Here is a 17,015-nt window from a genome sequence, read left to right as displayed (position 1 = left end):
AGCCCGGCATCGCCGGGCTTTCTTTATCGCGCAGCGTGGGTTAGCGCCTCGCTCACGCGTTCGACGACGTGCTGAGCGGTGACGATGCCGCCGGACAGATAAACCTCGGCCGCCGGCAGGTAAACCACCTGGCCTTTCTTCACCGCTATGGTTTTCTTCAGCGCGGTGGTGGTAAGGATTTTCTGCGGCGCCACCGCGTTCGGCCGCCCGGTCGCGGCGTCCCTGTCGATGACGAACAGCCAGTCCGGATTCAGTTTGGCCACCTGCTCAGGCGTCAGCTTGTTGCCGCGCACGTCTTTTTCATCGGACTGCAACGCGGACGCGAAGCCGAGGGCGTCATAGACGAAGCTGAAACGGCTCTTGGGGGCGTAAGCGCTGATCTTGCCGCCGGAGAACAGCACCACCAGCCCGCGTCCGGCCTGGGCGGCCTGCGGTTTGACCGCCGCGATCTGCGCATCCAGCTTATCGACCGCCGCCTGCGCCTGTTGCTGCTTATCGAACAGCTCGCCCAGCTGCAGCGTGCGCTGCTTCAGGCTGCCCAACTGATCCTGCTGATCGACGGACATATTCAGCGTCGGCGCCAGCGCGTTCAGCTCGTCATAGGCTTTGGACGCCCGGCCGGCGATCAGGATCAGATCCGGTTTGGCGGCGCGCAGCACGGCCATATCCGGCTCGAACAGGGTGCCGGCATTGAGGTATTTGTCGTCCTGATAGCGCTTCAGGCTATCCGGCAAATTCTTACGGTTGCCGGGCAGCGCCAGCGGTTCGACGCCCAGCAGCCGCAGCGTTTCCAGCGAGGCGTAATCCAGCACCACGATGCGCTGCGGGTGTTTCTTCACCTCGGTGCTGCCGTTCAGGTGCTGGACGTTGACGGTGGCCGGGGCCGCCGGCGCGTCGGTTTTGCTGTGGCAACCCGCCAGCGCCATCGCGGCCAGCAGGGCGATCATCAGGGGGGAGCGGCGTAATTTCATGGGGCTTCCTCACGGTGATGGAATGAAAAGGGCGCGCAGCGCGCGCCCGGGGGCATCAGAAGTTGTAGGTCATGCCGACGGTGTAACGGCGGCCGTCCAGCGTGGTGCGGTAGTGATCGTAATCCACGGTCTTGTCGAGAATGTTGTAGACCCCGCCGGTCAACTGCAGGTTTTTCGCCGCCTGGTAGCTCAGGCCCGCATCGACGAAGGTGTAGGACGGGGTGCTGGTCTCCATCGACGTGCGGCTCAGGTAGTCTGAGGTGCGGCTGCGGAAGTTAACGCGCGACCACAGGCTGAGGTCTTGCGTGGCCTGCCAGTCCAGCACGGTGTTGAGCATATGCTTCGGCATCTGGTTCAGCGCCTTGCCCTGGAACTCGCCGCTCTTCTGCTCGGAAGCGGTGTAGGTGTAGTTGGCGTTCCACTTCCAGTCTTTGTTAATCTGCCAGCCGAAGGTGGCTTCTACGCCGCGCATATTGGCTTTGTCGACGTTGACGCGATCGCTGATAAAGTCGTAGACGTCATTGCCGATCTTACAGTCCGGCGTGTCTTCGCAGCGGCGCACTTCGGTGATCTTGTTCTTGAAGTCGGTGTTGAAGACGGTGACCCCGGCGTTGACGCCTTTCAGGCTATCCCACATCAGGCCGATCTCTTCGCTCAGGCTCTTCTCCGGCTGCAGATCCGGGTTGCCGACGATGATGCCTTTACGCACGCCGCCGCCGGTGACCTGGCCCCAGTTGGCGGAGGATTGGCGCAGATCCGGCGATTTGTAGCCGGCGGAGACGCCGCCTTTCAGCGTCCACTGTTCGGTCAGGTGCCAGACCCCGTACATGCGCGGCGTCCAGTGGCTGCCGAAGTTTTCGTCCTGATCCATGCGGATGCCGGTCGTCAGACTGAAGTCGTTGGTCAATGCCCACTCATCTTCGGCGAACAGCGCCCAGCTCCAGCGCGTCAGCTTGCTGAGACCTTGCGCCGATTCAAGCTGGTTGCCGCTGTCGCTCAGTTTTTCATAGCGATACTGACCGCCGAGGTTCAGCATGTGTGAACCCAGCTCGAACTGGTTCTGGGTGTTGAAGATGGTGTTGTACATCTTCATTTTGCGGCCCGGGTTGTTGGTCTCTTCCCGCTGAACGTAGCTGGTGGAGTTGCCGAAGTCGTAATAGCCGTTGTGGGTCAGCGCGTAGTTGGTGCGTGTATACAGGCTTTCGCTGCGCGATGTCGGCGTGCATTTGCCTTTGCTGCAGCGTTCCGCTACCACCGATTTGCCCGGCGTGCTGTTGCGATCCTGCAGCGAGCGGCCGATTTCGAAGTCGAATTCGTTTTTCTCGTCCGGGGTCAGGGTGAACACCGCGGTGCCGCTGCGCATACGCTGCTCGTTGTAACCGTTGGTGATTTTATCTTCGGCGCGGCGCGACAGCAGGCCGTTGACCCGCAGGCCGAGCAGGCCTTCAACCAGCGGGCCGGAGGCGTAGGCGTTGGTCTGGAACAGATCGCCGGAATCGCGGTTTTCCTGAAGGGTGGCGTCGCCGTGCAGCGAGCCTTTCCACTCGGTGCGCGAGGTCTTGCGGGTGATGACGTTGATCACGCCGCCCATGGCGTCGGAACCGTACAGCGAAGACATCGGCCCGCGCACCACTTCGATACGTTCGATGGCTTCCATCGGCGGCAGCCAGCCCTGTTCGATGCCGGCGTTATCGCTGTTCGGCCGGGTGCCGCGGGTGTCGACGCGCTTGCCGTCCACCAGGATCAGCGTGTACTTGGAAGACATGCCGCGAATGCTGATGTCGCTGCTGCTGGCGCCGCCGGTGACCACTACGCCCGGCACGTCTTTCAGCGCGTCGGTCACGTCGCGATAGGCCTTATCTTCGATCTGCTGGCGCGGGATCACCGAGATGGAGGCGGCGGAGTCCTGAATTTTTTGCTGGAAGCCGGAGGCGGTGACGACCATGGTGTCTTGGGTGTCGTCCTGCGGCGCGGCCAGTGCGGCGGTGGCGCTGAGTGAGGCGATCACCAGAGCGGCGAGCTTGCTGTAACGTGGCGTTTCCATGAGGTAAACCTTTCCTGGATTGAAGTGAAAGTAATTAACCAATTGAATTTCTAATGAAATAATTCATCGTTCGCTGAGAAATCCGTCGCTTCGTCAGCGTTGCGTGAGGCCATTGTAAGGATTTTTTACTGAATGTAAACGCTAATGATAATTCATATCATTTGTATGCTTGTTATTCTGGCGGGAAAGAGTAACCGGATGAATTAAAGGGAAAAGCGGCGCAGCAGACGTGCGCCGGAGAGGATCAGCGTTTCTGGATATAGGTGATGGCCAGCGCCAGCGCCAACACCAGGCCTTTGATAATGTCCATGGCGTAGTAGGGCACTGAGAGCATCACCAGGCCGTTTTGCAGCACGCCGAGGATCACCGCGCCGATCAGGGTGCCGAGCGCATTGGGTTTGCCGGCGCCGGCCAGCGAGAAGCCGATATAGGCCGCCGCCACCGCGTCCATCAGATAGCCGCCGCCGGCATTGACCTGCGAAGAGCCAATACGTGACGCCAGCAAGATGCCGCCAAGCGCCGCCAGCCAAGAGGAAATGACGTAAGCGGCAACCCTGTAACGTACGGTTCGGATGCCCGACAGACGCGCAGCCTCGGGGTTGCCGCCGATGGCGTACATGCGGCGGCCGTGCTTGGTCAACGACAGGAACAGCTGCACCGCCACGGTGACCGCCAGCATGATCAGCACGATCACCGGCACCTGACCGAGAGCGGCAAACACTTCCGGGATCGGGCCTTCCGCCATGTCGCCGTTCGGCAGCACCATGTTTTGGGTGATGGAGCCGCCGTAGCTGTAAGTCATCGCCACGCCCTGGATCACGAACAGGCTGGCCAGTGTCGCCAGCATATCGGGAATTCTGAACACCACGATCAGCAGGGCGTTGAACAGGCCGACCAGCGTGCACAGCAACAGCGTCACTACGATGGCGCCGGTGGTGCCGAACCCGTGCCAGACGAACAGCGAAATCACCAGCGCGTTGGCCAACGAGGCGGTCGAACCGACCGACAGATCGAAACCGCCGACCGACAGCGAGATGGAGACGCCGATGGCGATCACCGTCACGATGGCGATCGAACGCAGGATATTGATGATGTTGTTGGCATCGAGAAAGTTGTCCGACGCCAGGCCAAACAGGGCGATCAGCGCCGCCACGGTCAGCAGCATGCCCCACTTGTAGAGGAAATCAAACAGCTGTTGGCGCCAGGGCAGCGCAGGCCGCAAGGCAAATTCTTTACTCACGCAGGGGTTCCTCCGGTGGAATAGAGCAATAAGGTTTCTTCGTCGATGTCGGCGGCGTTCAATTCCGCCACGATGCGGCCGTCCCACAGCACGCAGATGCGATCGCACAGGCCAATCAGCTCGGCGAACTCGCCGGAGGCGTAAATCACGCCTTTGCCGGCGCGGGCCAGGCCGTCGATCAGGCTGAACAGCTCCTGTTTGGCCTTGATGTCCACGCCCTTGGTCGGCTCATCGAAGATCAGCACCTCGGCGTCGCCGCGCAGCCATTTGCCGATCGCCACTTTTTGTTGATTGCCGCCTGACAGGCGCGCCAGCCGCTGTTGCGAGCCGGAGGCGCGAATATTCAGACGCTGCATGATCTCGCGCGCCCAGCGCAGCTCTTGCCGCCGGCTGAACAGGCTCCAGCGCGAGAAGCTGTCGTCGGCGCTGACGCTCAGGTTCATCGGGATCGCCTCGTCGATGAAAATACCTTCTTTGCGGCGTTCTTCCGGCACCAGCGCCAATCCTTGTTCGACCGACAAATGCGGCGCGCGTGGCACCCAGGGCTGCCCGCGCAGTTCGCCGCGCTCGAGCTGCACGGCGCTGGCGCCGAACAATGCCTTGCACAGTTCGGTTTTGCCCGCCCCGGCCAGCCCGGCGATGCCGAGGATCTCGCCTTCATGCAACCGCAGCGAAACGTCGCGCAGCTTATGGCGATCGTGCAAGCCCTGCACCTGCAGCAGCGTTCGCTCAGGGTGTGGCGGGCGCGGCGGCGGGAAGATGTCGTCCAGCCGATGGCCGAGCATCTTCTCGACGATCTGTTCACCGCTCAGCCCGCGCATGGCGTCTTCGCTGACGCGCCGGCCGTCGCGCAGCACCGTCAGCCGATCGCAAATGTCGCTCAGTTCATGGATGCGGTGGGAAATAAACACGATGCCGATGCCTTCGGATTGCAGGCGGCGCACCACGTTAAACAGGCGCTCGCTCTCGGCGCGATCGAGCGGCGCGGTCGGTTCATCGAGCACCAGAAAACGGCAGCGGTGCGACAGCGCGCGCGCCAGCAGCACCTGCTGTTTTTCCGCCAGCGTGCAGTCCGCCAGGCGTCTGCGCGGGTTGAGCGGCAGCGCCCATTGCTGCAGCAGCTGCGCGGCGCGGCGGTGCAGCTCCGCCCAGTTCAGCCAGTGGCCCGGCTCGTTCAGCCAGTCCAGCATGATGTTTTCCGCTACCGACAGCGTGGGGATCAGCGCGACGTCGACCTCTTGCTGCACCACGTGAATACCGTGACGGCGCGCCTGCAACGGGGAGTGGATCGCCACCGGCTGGCCGTCGATCAGGATCTCGCCGCGATAATGATCGTGGGCGCCGGAGAGGATCGCCATCAGCGTCGACTTGCCCGCGCCGTTGGCGCCGACCAGCGCATGGATTGATCCGCCCTGCAGCGTGAAGTCCACGTCCTGTAGCGCGTTGAAGCCGGCGAAGGCGATCGAGATATTGCGCATCTCGAGGCGTGAAGGCGTTGCGGTTGACATAGGGTGTTAAGGCCGTTTAGATGTTTAGATGGCTGTTTTACTCTGTTGTAACACAGATTGCGCCGTTGGCAACCCACAAAATGGCATAACGGCGATGAAAAAAGCGTGGGTGGGCAGGGGCGCAACCCGCGTCAGGCTGCGCCGGTGCGAGAAGCGGTCAGAAGGTGGTAGGGGTGTGTGCGCTGACGATGCGGCAAACGCGAGCCGACGTATTGCTGAAGCTGTGCGGAATGCCGGTGTTGATGGCGTAACTCTGACCGGCGCTCAGGCAATAGCTCTGGCCGTTGATGGTCAGCACGATCTCGCCCTCCAGCAGGGTGCCGATCTCTTCGCCCTGATGCTTGATCTTTTCGCCGGTGGTGGTGCCGGGCTGGTAGGTTTCCAGCATCATCGCCAGGTTGCGCGTCGGGCTGCCGTTGTGCACCAGCTTCATCGACACCCCCTGGCTGCCGATCTCAATCAGATCCTCGGCGTCGATCACCACGCGCGGCTCGTCGACGGCCTCCGGTTCGGCAAAGAATTCCGACAGCGACAGGCCATACACCTTCAGCAGCTTTTGCAGCGTGCTGATGGCCGGGCTGACCTTGTCCTGTTCGATGGTGCTGATCGCACTGTGGGTTAACCCGGACAGTTCGGCGACCCGGCGCTGCGACAAACCCAATTGCTGACGGATCTGTGACAGGCGTTTGCCCGGTGCCAAGCTGGCTTCGCTCATAGCGGTACTTCCTTCTGGTAGGGGCGACAGGCAGACATGAATATCGTTACCGGGCGCCTGTCTGGGCGATAACGATGCTGCATGATATCGATAGTTAGGGCAGGTTTGGAAAATATATTGCCCATGTTCACTCTCGGTGCGTTGGACGAAATAGTTGACGTAAAAATGGCAGCAAGGCCTTTTCGGTCAATATTTTATCAATTTAGCAGCCGGTGGTGAATAATCAAACAGGATTGTAACATTTGCAAACCCATTCTGTTAAGACTATGTTTCATATTGTGGATGTTATTTTGAGCGCCCGGCAGCGGCGCGACCTGGTGAGAAATCCAATCATGTGTTGAATCGAACGGCGGACGGGCGCCAACGCGCCTTAAGAGCATAATGGCGGGTGACGTATGCAAACCAATAGCGCAGCAGTTGAACATTTTGCACAGCATCATGAAGAGAGGCGAAGTAGCGCGTTCCAAAATGAGGTCGCTCATTATTTGGAACGCCATCCCGCCACGCAGTATATCGATATCCTTCTCACCGATCTCAATGGTTCCTTCCGCGGCAAACGCATACCCGTCTCAGGGTTGAAAAAACTGGAAAAAGGCAGCTACTTCCCCGCGTCGGTGTTCGCTATGGACATCCTCGGCAACGTGGTGGAGGAGGCCGGCCTTGGGCAGGAACTCGGCGAGCCGGATCGCATTTGCCTGCCGGTGCCCGGTTCGCTGACGCCGTCGGCCGCCGATCCGGAGCATATCGGCCAGGTGTTGCTGACCATGCTGGATGAAGATGGCACTCCCTTTGACGTTGAACCCCGTAATGTGCTGAACCGCGTGTGGCAGGCGCTGCGACAGCGCGGCTTGTTCCCGGTGGCAGCGGTAGAGCTGGAGTTTTATCTCATCGACAGGCAGCGCGACGCAGAAGGCGATTTGCAACCGCCGTGTGCGCCTGGCACGCAGGAGCGCAACACCCAAAGCCAGGTGTACTCCGTCGATAACCTGAACCATTTCGCCGAGGTGCTGAACGATATCGACGCGCTGGCGAAGCTGCAGGGGCTGCCGGCGGACGGCGCGGTGGCGGAGGCCTCGCCGGGGCAATTCGAGGTCAACCTGCGTCATACCGACGATATCTTGCTGGCCTGCGACCACGCGCTGGCGTTGAAACGGCTGGTGCGGCTGGTGGCCGAGAACCACGGCATGCACGCCACCTTTATGGCCAAGCCCTATGAGGATTACGCCGGCAGCGGCATGCACGTGCACGTCAGCATGCAGGACGGCGCGGGCAACAACCTGTTCGCCGACGCCGAAGGCGAGGATTCGCCGCTCTTGAAACAGGCGCTGGCCGGGATGATCACCCTGATGCCGGCGTCGATGGCGCTGTTGGCGCCGAACGTCAATGCCTATCGGCGTTTCCAGCCGGGGATGTATGTGCCGATCCAGGCCGCCTGGGGCCACAACAATCGCACCGTGGCGCTGCGCATTCCCTGCGGCGAACCGGAGAATCATCGGGTGGAGTACCGCGTGGCCGGCGCCGACGCCAACCCCTATCTGGTGATGGCGGCGATCCTGGCCGGCATGTTGTACGGGTTGGACAACGCGCTGCCGTTGCCTGAGCCGGTGACCGGCAACGGGCTAGAGCAGGAGGGGCTGCCGCTGCCGATCCGCCAGAGCGATGCGCTGTACGAGTTTGAACATCAGCACGCGTTGACCCACTATCTCGGCGAGCGTTTCACCCAGGTTTATCACGCCTGCAAGACGGACGAATTGCTGCAGTTTGAACGGCGGGTGACGGAAACCGAGATCGACTGGATGTTGAAAAATGCCTGAATGGGCGTATAAAGTAAGAAGTATGTGCGGGCGACCGGCCTGCCGGTAGCGGATTAATTCGCCTGCCGGGCTGGTTTTCCGTTCGATCGACAAAAAGAATTTGTATTTGAGGGCTTCCGGATCTTGTCATCCGGAGGCATTCTGGTGCAAAATATCTCAAATGCAGATAGCCGACGTTTTGAAAGCGTCGGTTATTTTTTTTGCATTAAGTTTTACCAACGTAGCGTTTCATACACCAAGCGAGGCCGGACACCGATCCGGATAGATAAATAGTTTCGTGCACGATCAAACAAAACTTTATGGTCGTGACTCATGAGGATTAGAAAGATGGGGCAATTTTTCACTTTAGCGCCGGTGCCCGCCGGTTTCCGCTGTGGCCGCAGCGACTATGGAGCAGCCGAGGTTACCTCGACCCGTTATCCAGCTTACAATCCCCTTCTTTTAGAATTAAGTCGCTCGTTGCGAAGTTTCCCCGCAACCTTAAGTCTTGGCGTGTCCGCCATCCGCAAGGCTCAAGGTAAGGGGGGGCTGAACAATGTCCGATAACACCCTTAACGCCGCTCCGGCTCAGCGCACTCAGCTGCGTAAAACCCTGACATTAGTTCCGGTAGTGATGATGGGTCTGGCTTATCTGCAGCCAATGACCATCTTCGATACCTTCGGCATCGTATCCGGCCTGACCGATGGTCACGTCGCGACCGCGTACGCCTTCGCTCTGCTGGCGATCCTGTTTACCGCCCTGAGCTACGGCAAGCTGGTGAAGAAGTTCCCTTCCGCCGGCTCCGCCTACACTTACGCCCAGAAAGCCATCAGCCCGCACGTCGGCTTTATGGTGGGTTGGTCATCGCTGCTGGACTACCTGTTCATGCCGATGATCAACATTTTGCTGGCCAAGATTTACCTGGAAGCGATCTTCCCGGGCGTCCCGTCCTGGATCTTCGTGGCGGTGCTGGTCGGGTTGATGACGATTTTCAACCTGCGCGGCATCAAGCTGGTGGCCAACCTGAACTCCATCATCGTGGTGGTGCAGGTGGCGATCATGATCGTGTTCCTGGGGCTGGTGATCAACGGCGTTTACCACGGCGAAGGCGCCGGTACGCTGGTCAGCAGCCGCCCGTTCTGGTCCGATAACGCTCACGTGGTGCCGATGATTACCGGCGCGACCATCCTGTGCTTCTCGTTCCTGGGCTTCGACGGCATCAGCTCGCTGTCCGAAGAAACCAAAGACGCAGAGAAAGTGATCCCGAAAGCCATCTTCCTGACGGCGCTGATCGGCGGCATCATCTTTATCGTGGTGTCTTACTTCGTGCAGCTGTATTTCCCGGACATCTCGCGCTTCAAGGATCCTGACGCGTCGCAGCCTGAAATCATGCTGTACGTGGCGGGCAAGTTCTTCCAGTCGGTGATCCTGGTGTTCTCCTGCGTGACGGTATTGGCGTCAGGCATGGCGGCGCACGCGGGCGTTTCGCGTCTGATGTACGTGATGGGCCGCGACGGCGTGTTCCCGACTCGCTTCTTCGGCTATGTGCATCCGAAGTGGCGTACCCCGGCGCTGAACGTGCTGCTGGTTGGCGCCATCGCGCTGTCCGCGGTGTCGTTTGACCTGGTGACCGCGACCGCGCTGATCAACTTCGGTGCGCTGGTGGCCTTCACCTTCGTCAACCTGTCGGTGATCTCGCAGTTCTATATTCGCGACAAGATGAACCGCACCGTGAAGGACACGTTCAACTACCTGATCCTGCCGGTGATGGGCGCACTGACCGTCGGCGCGCTGTGGATCAACCTGGAAGCCAGCTCGATGACGCTGGGCCTGGTTTGGGCGGCCATCGGTCTGATCTACCTGGCCTTCGTCACCCGCAGCTTCCGTCTGCCGGTGCCGCAAGCGAGCGAAGACGCCGCCTAAGCGCGAGCCGCTCCTCAGCCACAAAAAAGGCCGCTTTCGCGGCCTTTTCCTTTTCTGCTTGCTGCGGGTTTTATCCCACCAACTCTTTGCCGTAATCGAACAGCGCTTTCAGCAGGGCGGTTTTCTCTTTGTCGCCTTCGTGCAGGTTATACAGTGATTCGAGCTGCAGCAGGTAACTCTGCACGCGCTCCGCGCTTAAGGCTTCCTGACGATGTTGCAGCCAGCGGCGCTGCTCGGCGTCGTCCAGCGTATTCGGGTAGTTGCGCGCGCGGAAGCGGAACAGCAGCTCTTTCATGCGGCCGTCGCTGAAGGCCAGATCCAGCGCCGGCAGGTTCTGCGGCTTGGTCTGCTGGATAATCCTCATCGCCGCCTTGTCGGCGTCGCTGAAGAAACCGTCGTACAAGCGGGCGTCGACGTCCTCGGAACCTTTGAACGGCTCGGCTTCGGCGAACAGCGCCACCACTTTCTCGCGCACTTCCGGGTGCTGTTTCAGCAGCTGCAGATTTTGCAGGCACGCCTGACGATCGATGCCCAGCCGCTCGGCGTTCTCCGGCAGCAGGGTTTTGGCCGGCGCCAGCACCGGGCATTTGTTGATGTGCACCAGCTTGATCGGCACCGGCGCCTGATCCGGCGCCAGATCGTCGCGGCGGGTGTACAGCCGTTCACGCAGCTGCTCAGCGCTCAGCGTCAGCAGCGGCGTCATGTCGCCGGCGAGATCGCACATGATCACCGCGTTTTTGTTGTCCGGGTGCCAGGCCAGCGGCGACACCCAGCTGGTGTTGCCGCGCGCCGCGCCGAACATGCCGGAGACGTGCACCAGCGGCGTCATTTCGGCGACGTCGATCAGGGCGTTCAGTTTGTGCTTGTTGCGGTGCTGCAGCAGGAAATCGAACAGCCGCGGCTGCGCCTGCTTAACCAGCTTGGCCATGGCGATGGTGGCGTATACGTCTGACATCGCGTCGTGAGCCTGCGTGTGTTCGACGCCGTTGGCGCGCGTGAGGTGTTCGAGGCGGAAGCTGGGGAAACCGTCTTCGTTTTCCGGCCAGACGATGCCGTCCGGGCGCAGGGCGTAGCAGGCGCGCATCACATCCAGCAGATCCCAACGCGAGTTGCCGTTTTGCCAGCTGTAGGCGTAGGGATCGTAGAAGTTGCGATAGAAGATATTGCGGCTCACTTCGTCATCGAAGCGGATGTTGTTGTAACCGAGAATGCAGGTGCCGGCCACGCTGAAGGCCTGATGGATTTGGCGGGTGAACTCGGCTTCATTAACGCCTTTGGCGCGCGCCACCTGCGGCGTGATACCGGTGATCATCACCGCCTCCGGTTCCGGCAAGTAGTCGTCGGCCGGGGCGCAGTAGATGACCAGCGGCTCTTCGATAATGTTGAAATCCATATCGGTGCGCACGCCGGCGAACTGCGCCGGGCGGTCCAGCGACGGGCTCTTGCCGAAGGTCTCGTAATCGTGAATATAAAATGTGGCCGTTGCCTTGCTGCTCAAAATCGCGTCTCTTCAGTGGCGGATACAATATGCCCCTATTGTAACGGCGTGGGGAGCGATGCCAAGCGGCGGTTAGCGAAATGCGCGCAATTACGCACGGCGATAGTAATCCAGCCGCTGATGAAAGTAGGGGAGCAGGTGGTCGGGGATCTGTTGTTCCGTTTCCGTCTGGGTCGAGACGATGCCGTAGCGCTCGTTGTAGATCACGCTGATGGCCAGCAAATCGGTTTCTATTTTCTCGCGTTGCGCCTGCGGTAAGCTATCCAGCTTTCGAGCCATCGTTATCTCCCTGTTAATCTTAGGGTATAATAGGATCGTTAGCCGGTCTTGTCCCTACCCATTCCGGGGGGCGGCGGAGGCCTGAACGCTTTGCTGCGGGCAGGGGGGCAGACTGTGGCGGGCGGCGAACTCGCTCTGCGCCTGGTGCGCATTGAGGCGATCTGCCCGATTATACAGCGAACAGGCGCCGCTTATCACTGCCGCCCAAAACAGGGTGCACAGCAGCAAAACCCCCAACCAGATTTTTTGGTTATAGGTCATAAGTCCTCCACGGACGCTAAGAGAAATAACATTGACCATTAAATTAAATCAGGGGTTACATCAATGGTATTTAAACAGTAGGGATTAATCGTAATCTTGTCCCGACTCTTTTGTTACTAAACCCATGATGGATGTTTCAAAAGATTCCTTAAGATAATATTAAGAAAAGTGTTTAAGGGCGCCGTAATTCTATTTAATATTTGTTTAAATATCCACGGATACAATCAACCACATTCAATGCCAATGTGGGTGACAATGATGAAAACGCTACTGTTGACCGGCGCTACCGGCTTTCTTGGTGGTGCGGTTCTCGAAAAGTTATTGATTGAAAATCAGTCTGTTAATTATCTTTTACTGGTGCGTGCAGACGATGCGCAGCAAGGGCTGGCCCGTATTCGCGCGAATATGGAAAAGTTTAATATCGATGCGAATCTGCTGTCTAAAATTACGATTGAAAATATATTATTGGGCGACCTTTCCGAGCCGGCCGACTTTTTAACTGACGCGCGTATTAACAATGTTACGCACGTTATTAACTGCGCGGCCGTCGCTTCATTTGGTAATAACCCGCTCATTTGGAAGGTAAACGTAGAAGGCACTCTGGCCTTTGCCGAAAGAATGGCGCAGGTGCCGGGATTAAAACGTTTCCTGCACGTCGGCACCGCCATGTCCTGTTCGCCGGAGCCGGGTTCGCTGGTGGCGGAGAGCGGCGAGTTTGAGGAAGACGCCGAACACCTGGTGGAATATACCCGTTCCAAATCCACCATCGAACAGCTGATGCGCCAGCGCTGCCCGCAAATGCCGTTGACCATCGCTCGTCCGTCGATCGTGGTGGGGCACACCCGCCTGGGCTGCCAGCCTTCCAGCAGCATTTTCTGGGTGTTTGGCATGGCGCTGATGCTGCGCAAGTTCATGTGCTCGCTGCAGGACAATATCGACGTGATCCCGGCGGACTACTGCGCGGATGCGCTGGTGATGCTGATGAACAGCGAAACGCTGGAGAACGACGTTTATCACATCTCCGCCGGTGAGGAGAGCAGCGTCAGCTTTGCCGAAATTGACAACGCCATGGCGGCCGCGCTGGAAAAAGCGCCGGTGGGCGATGAGTATGCGCAGGTGACCTATGACGCGCTGGTGAAAATGCGCCGCCAGCTGAAAGACATTTTCGGCCCGTGCAACGAGCGGCTGATGCTGAAGGCGATGCGCCTGTACGGCTCGTTCGCCATGCTCAACGTGCGTTTCAGCAACGAGAAGATCCTCAAGCTGGGCATGCCGAAACCGCCGCGTTTCACCGACTACATCGCCGGCTGCGTGCAGTCGACGCGCGGGCTGTCTATCCAGCAGCAGATGGTGGTGGACTTCAAATAACCGCCGGGCGCAACGGGCGCCCGAGGTTATCGTCCGTTACCAGGACGAAGACGACCAGAAGACGCGGCCGAGCACCACCAGTTGCTCCTTGCGCTGCTGATAGCTGAGATGCTCGTCCTGGTACTCTTCCCGGTTGAGGGAGCGGATGACGACGCCGCCGTCCGGCTGTTCGATCAGCACCTTCACCCGCAGCAAATTGCCGTGGCGTATGGCGTAGGTCTTGCCCTCGCGGATGCGCGTGTCGTCGGTATTGATGCCGACCACGTCGCCGTCCTGCAGACGCGGTTCCATGCTGGAGCCGGAGATGCGGATAATGCGCGCGGCGTTGACCGCCACCCCCATCTTGTGCAGATAGTAACGGCGGAAGATCAGCGAAAACTCCTCGCGATCGACGATTTCGTAGCAGCCGTCGCCGGCGGAAAAATCGATATCCAGCAGCGGGATCTCCACAAACTCTTCCTTGTCTTGTTCGGTATCTTCCCATACCACCGGTTTCAAACGGGCGGGCTGGAAGTCCGACTCCGCCGCCACGTTGTCAAACGGGCGCACCAGCTGCTTTTCATGAAACACGTCGAACCAGCCCTTGGGCAAATTCAGCCTGGCCTCGATCCGCCTGGCCAGATTGTCGCCAAGATTGCGGGAGGATTTCTCCCCGATGATTTGGCTCAGCGTCGGCGCGGAAGACTCAACCAGCGTGGCGAACTCATTCTGGTTGACGCCTTGCCGGGCGTAGCGGGCCATTAATTCGCGCAGATTGTTGCGCCTGATTTCTTTAGTTTCCATCGTGCAATGATCGCACTCTTTAGCAAAAAGGTAAATAACGATTTTGCTAAAAAACGCTTGCGCATAATTTAGCAATTAGCTAAAACAAAAAGGGTGAGCCAAGGGTTCACCTGTGCGGAGCGGCCTGTCATGATGAGAGACCGCTCAGTGAAATCAAACGAGAGAGGGACTTTACGATGTACAAGATTGATTACAATAGCTACCGATCGGTCGCCAGCTTCGGCCACCGCGTGCGCTTTCTGGTGCTGCACTACACGGCGCAAAACTTCGCCGACTCGGTGACGTCATTGACCGGAAAATCGGTCAGCGCGCACTATCTGGTGCCGGATCCGACCGATGCCACCTATCAGGCCGCCGGCTTCAGCGGCGTGCGCATTTTCAACCTGGTGGACGAGAACGAGCGCGCCTGGCATGCCGGCACCAGCCAGTGGGGCACCCGCAGCAATATCAACGACACCTCGATCGGCATCGAGATCGTCAACCTGGCGAGCGGCGACGGTGGAAACATCACCTTCCCGCCGTTCAATCCGCAGCAGATCGAGGCGGTCACCCAGCTGGCGCAGAACATCCTGCAGCGTTATCCGGACATCTCGCCGGTGAACGTGGTGGCGCACTCCGACATCGCGCCGGGCCGCAAGAGCGATCCGGGCCCGCAGTTCCCGTGGCAGCAGCTGTATCAGGCCGGCGTCGGCGCCTGGTATGACGAAGCGACCAAGCAGCAGCGCCAGCAGGAATACTGCAGCCAGGGTCTGCCGGCGCAGGCTGAGCTGCTGAAACTGTTCGCCCAATACGGCTACGACACCTCGGCGGCGAACACCGCAGAAGGCTATCGCCAGCTGGTGCGCGCGTTCCAGCTGCACTTCCGTCCGCAGAAGTATGACGGCGTGATGGATGTTGAAACCGCCGCCGTTCTGCGCGCGCTGGTCGACAAATACGCCGCCTGAGCCTGAGTGCGAATGAGGGACGCCTCATTCGCCTTTTCCTTGCCGGGCTTCCTCCGCTAAAATAGCGGCCTGGCTGGTGTTTATCGGAGGCACTGTGCGCCTCGATCGAAAAATCTCTTCACTTGAACTGCTGACCTATCGCCACTATCGCATCGTTCACGGCGTGCGCATCGGGCTGGCGTTTATCCTGACCTTTCTGCTGATCCGCCTGCTGGCGGTGCCCGAAGGCACCTGGCCGCTGATCACCTTGGTGGTGGTGATGGGGCCGATCTCGTTTTGGGGCAACGTACTGCAGCGGGCGCTGCAACGCATTGCCGGCACGGTGTTCGGCGCGGCTTCCGGCCTGATCGCCCTGTATCTGGAACTCTATTCGCTGCCGCTGATGCTGGCATGGTGCGGCGTGGTGATGTTCGTCTGCGGTTACCTGACGCTCGGCAAACGGCCGTATATGGCGCTGCTGGTGGGGATCACGCTGGCGGTGGTGTGCGGCGCGGGCGCCGGTGACATGCACACCGCGCTGTGGCGCAGCGGCGACGTGATCTTCGGCTCGCTGCTGGCGCTGCTGTTCACCAGCATCTACCCGCAGCGCGCCTATATTCTGTGGCGCATGCAGATGGCGGACTGCCTGCAAACCGCCGCCCGTATCTACGGCGCGTATTTTTCGCCGAACGTCATTGAGCGGCCGCGGCTGGAGCCGCAGCTCAAGGATCTGTTGAATCAGGTGGTGAAGCTGCGCAGCCTGATCGTGCCCGCCAGCAAGGAAACCCGCATCCCCAAAGCGGTGTTCGAGGCGGTGCAAACCCTCAGCCGCAATCTGGTGTGCACGCTGGAGCTGATGGCCGACGCCTACTGGGCCTCGCGCGAAACGCACTTCATTATGTTGAACGCCCGCACGCTGCGCAGCACCCAGCTGCTGACGCTGAGCTCGCTGGAGTCGTTGGCGGTGCTGATGCGCGAAGGGCCGCAGGCGCAGCGGCAGGCGGCGGCGGGGCAGTTGGCGGAGATCGCCGGCGAGCTGAAAACGCTGATGCAAGAGGTCAGCCTTGGCCAGCACGGCGAAGCGCCGATTTACGGCTATGTCTGGCTCAGCATGGAGCTGGCGCAGCAGTTGGAGGAGTTGGGGGATTTGCTCCAGGTTTGCACCGCCGCCGGGCGCGAATAAGGGGTCAGATCATGAAGGCGGCGCTTTGGGTTTTGGCCGCCGGGGCAAAGTGGGTAAGATAAGCCAATCACTGTTGTGCCGGACCGCCACAAACCTGTATCTTGGTGCCATGTGGCCGTAAGCAAATGAATCTGTGTATTACTAAAGCAAGGGTATAAAGATGGATAATGCAAATAAGCCGAGTTTCCAGGACGTGCTGGAGTTTGTGCGTATGTTCCGCCGCAAAAACAAACTGCAACGCGAGATCGTCGACAACGAAAAGAAAATTCGTGATAACCAGAAGCGCGTGCTGCTGCTCGACAACCTGAGTGAGTACATCAAGCCCGGCATGAGCATTGAAGACATTCAGGGCATCATCGCCAACATGCGCAGCGACTACGAAGATCGCGTTGATGACTACATCATCAAAAATGCCGATCTGTCCAAAGAACGCCGCGAGCTGTCCAAAAAGCTGAAAGCGATGGGCGAAGTGAAGTAACCCGCTTTAGCGGGCCGGGCGTCCTGCCTGGCCCGCATCCTTGTCCC

General features: G+C 59.6%; 15 protein-coding genes. 6 read left to right on the top strand and 9 right to left on the bottom strand.

The window, feature by feature from the left end; genetic code table 11:
- Window positions 1-23 precede the first annotated feature (23 nt).
- The 5 genes from ACOWVD_RS16085 to puuR form a co-directional block, all read right to left on the bottom strand.
- Window positions 24-971: a siderophore ABC transporter substrate-binding protein gene (locus ACOWVD_RS16085; RefSeq protein ID WP_421079876.1), complete on the bottom strand. Its 948-nt coding sequence runs from the start codon at window positions 969-971 to the stop codon at window positions 24-26.
- 55 nt (window positions 972-1,026) lie between these two features.
- Window positions 1,027-3,015 carry a ligand-gated channel protein gene (locus ACOWVD_RS16080; RefSeq protein WP_164095494.1) on the bottom strand — a complete coding sequence of 663 codons (1,989 nt, stop codon included), beginning with the start codon at window positions 3,013-3,015 and terminating at the stop codon, window positions 1,027-1,029.
- Window positions 3,016-3,259: 244 nt separating this feature from the next.
- The gene (locus tag ACOWVD_RS16075) at window positions 3,260-4,255 is read right to left on the bottom strand and encodes an ABC transporter permease (RefSeq protein ID WP_004935654.1); all 996 of its coding nucleotides are present in this window, start codon (window positions 4,253-4,255) and stop codon (window positions 3,260-3,262) included.
- Window positions 4,252-5,763, bottom strand: coding sequence for a sugar ABC transporter ATP-binding protein (locus ACOWVD_RS16070; protein ID WP_421105682.1), 1,512 nt, complete (start codon window positions 5,761-5,763; stop codon window positions 4,252-4,254). The genes ACOWVD_RS16075 and ACOWVD_RS16070 overlap by 4 nt, the downstream gene beginning before the upstream one ends.
- A gap of 157 nt (window positions 5,764-5,920) precedes the next feature.
- Window positions 5,921-6,478 carry an HTH-type transcriptional regulator PuuR gene (gene puuR / locus ACOWVD_RS16065; protein WP_004935648.1) on the bottom strand — a complete coding sequence of 186 codons (558 nt, stop codon included), beginning with the start codon at window positions 6,476-6,478 and terminating at the stop codon, window positions 5,921-5,923.
- Window positions 6,479-6,873: 395 nt separating this feature from the next.
- Here puuR and ACOWVD_RS16060 point away from each other — a divergent pair, with 395 nt between their 5' ends.
- Window positions 6,874-8,292: a glutamine synthetase family protein gene (locus ACOWVD_RS16060; RefSeq protein WP_049242516.1), complete on the top strand. Its 1,419-nt coding sequence runs from the start codon at window positions 6,874-6,876 to the stop codon at window positions 8,290-8,292.
- Window positions 8,293-8,827: 535 nt separating this feature from the next.
- Window positions 8,828-10,195 carry an APC family permease gene (locus ACOWVD_RS16055; protein ID WP_004935642.1) on the top strand — a complete coding sequence of 456 codons (1,368 nt, stop codon included), beginning with the start codon at window positions 8,828-8,830 and terminating at the stop codon, window positions 10,193-10,195.
- Window positions 10,196-10,265: 70 nt separating this feature from the next.
- On the opposite strand, the gene sbcB is transcribed toward ACOWVD_RS16055, so the two are convergent.
- From sbcB to ACOWVD_RS16040, 3 genes are all read right to left on the bottom strand, one after another.
- Window positions 10,266-11,693, bottom strand: a complete 1,428-nt coding sequence (gene sbcB, locus ACOWVD_RS16050) for an exodeoxyribonuclease I (RefSeq protein WP_049242512.1) — start codon at window positions 11,691-11,693, stop codon at window positions 10,266-10,268.
- Window positions 11,694-11,783: 90 nt separating this feature from the next.
- Window positions 11,784-11,972, bottom strand: a complete 189-nt coding sequence (locus ACOWVD_RS16045; protein ID WP_049242510.1) for a DNA polymerase III subunit theta — start codon at window positions 11,970-11,972, stop codon at window positions 11,784-11,786.
- A gap of 54 nt (window positions 11,973-12,026) precedes the next feature.
- The gene (locus tag ACOWVD_RS16040) at window positions 12,027-12,233 is read right to left on the bottom strand and encodes a hypothetical protein (RefSeq protein WP_044030834.1); all 207 of its coding nucleotides are present in this window, start codon (window positions 12,231-12,233) and stop codon (window positions 12,027-12,029) included.
- Between the two features lie 258 nt (window positions 12,234-12,491).
- On the opposite strand from ACOWVD_RS16040, the gene ACOWVD_RS16035 reads away from it, so the two are divergent.
- The gene (locus ACOWVD_RS16035; protein WP_004935629.1) at window positions 12,492-13,601 is read left to right on the top strand and encodes an SDR family oxidoreductase; all 1,110 of its coding nucleotides are present in this window, start codon (window positions 12,492-12,494) and stop codon (window positions 13,599-13,601) included.
- A gap of 36 nt (window positions 13,602-13,637) precedes the next feature.
- Here ACOWVD_RS16035 and ACOWVD_RS16030 read toward each other — a convergent pair whose 3' ends face one another.
- Window positions 13,638-14,384 (bottom strand): S24 family peptidase, encoded by a 747-nt coding sequence (locus tag ACOWVD_RS16030; RefSeq protein WP_004935623.1) that lies wholly within the window; start codon window positions 14,382-14,384, stop codon window positions 13,638-13,640.
- Window positions 14,385-14,560: 176 nt separating this feature from the next.
- Here ACOWVD_RS16030 and ACOWVD_RS16025 point away from each other — a divergent pair, with 176 nt between their 5' ends.
- The 3 genes from ACOWVD_RS16025 to tmaR all read left to right on the top strand — a co-directional run bounded on the left by ACOWVD_RS16025 (window position 14,561) and on the right by tmaR (window position 16,968).
- Entirely contained in the window at window positions 14,561-15,328 is a 768-nt protein-coding gene (locus ACOWVD_RS16025) for an N-acetylmuramoyl-L-alanine amidase (RefSeq protein WP_021505907.1), read from the top strand.
- 94 nt (window positions 15,329-15,422) lie between these two features.
- The gene (locus ACOWVD_RS16020; protein ID WP_021505906.1) at window positions 15,423-16,490 is read left to right on the top strand and encodes an FUSC family protein; all 1,068 of its coding nucleotides are present in this window, start codon (window positions 15,423-15,425) and stop codon (window positions 16,488-16,490) included.
- A gap of 160 nt (window positions 16,491-16,650) precedes the next feature.
- Window positions 16,651-16,968 (top strand): PTS system regulator TmaR, encoded by a 318-nt coding sequence (gene tmaR / locus ACOWVD_RS16015; protein ID WP_004935612.1) that lies wholly within the window; start codon window positions 16,651-16,653, stop codon window positions 16,966-16,968.
- Window positions 16,969-17,015 lie beyond the last annotated feature (47 nt).

Origin of the sequence: Serratia sp. SA088 (assembly GCF_049065515.1) — a bacterium.
Lineage (GTDB): Bacteria > Pseudomonadota > Gammaproteobacteria > Enterobacterales > Enterobacteriaceae > Serratia > Serratia nematodiphila.
This window is presented reverse-complemented; position numbering and strand designations above follow the sequence as displayed.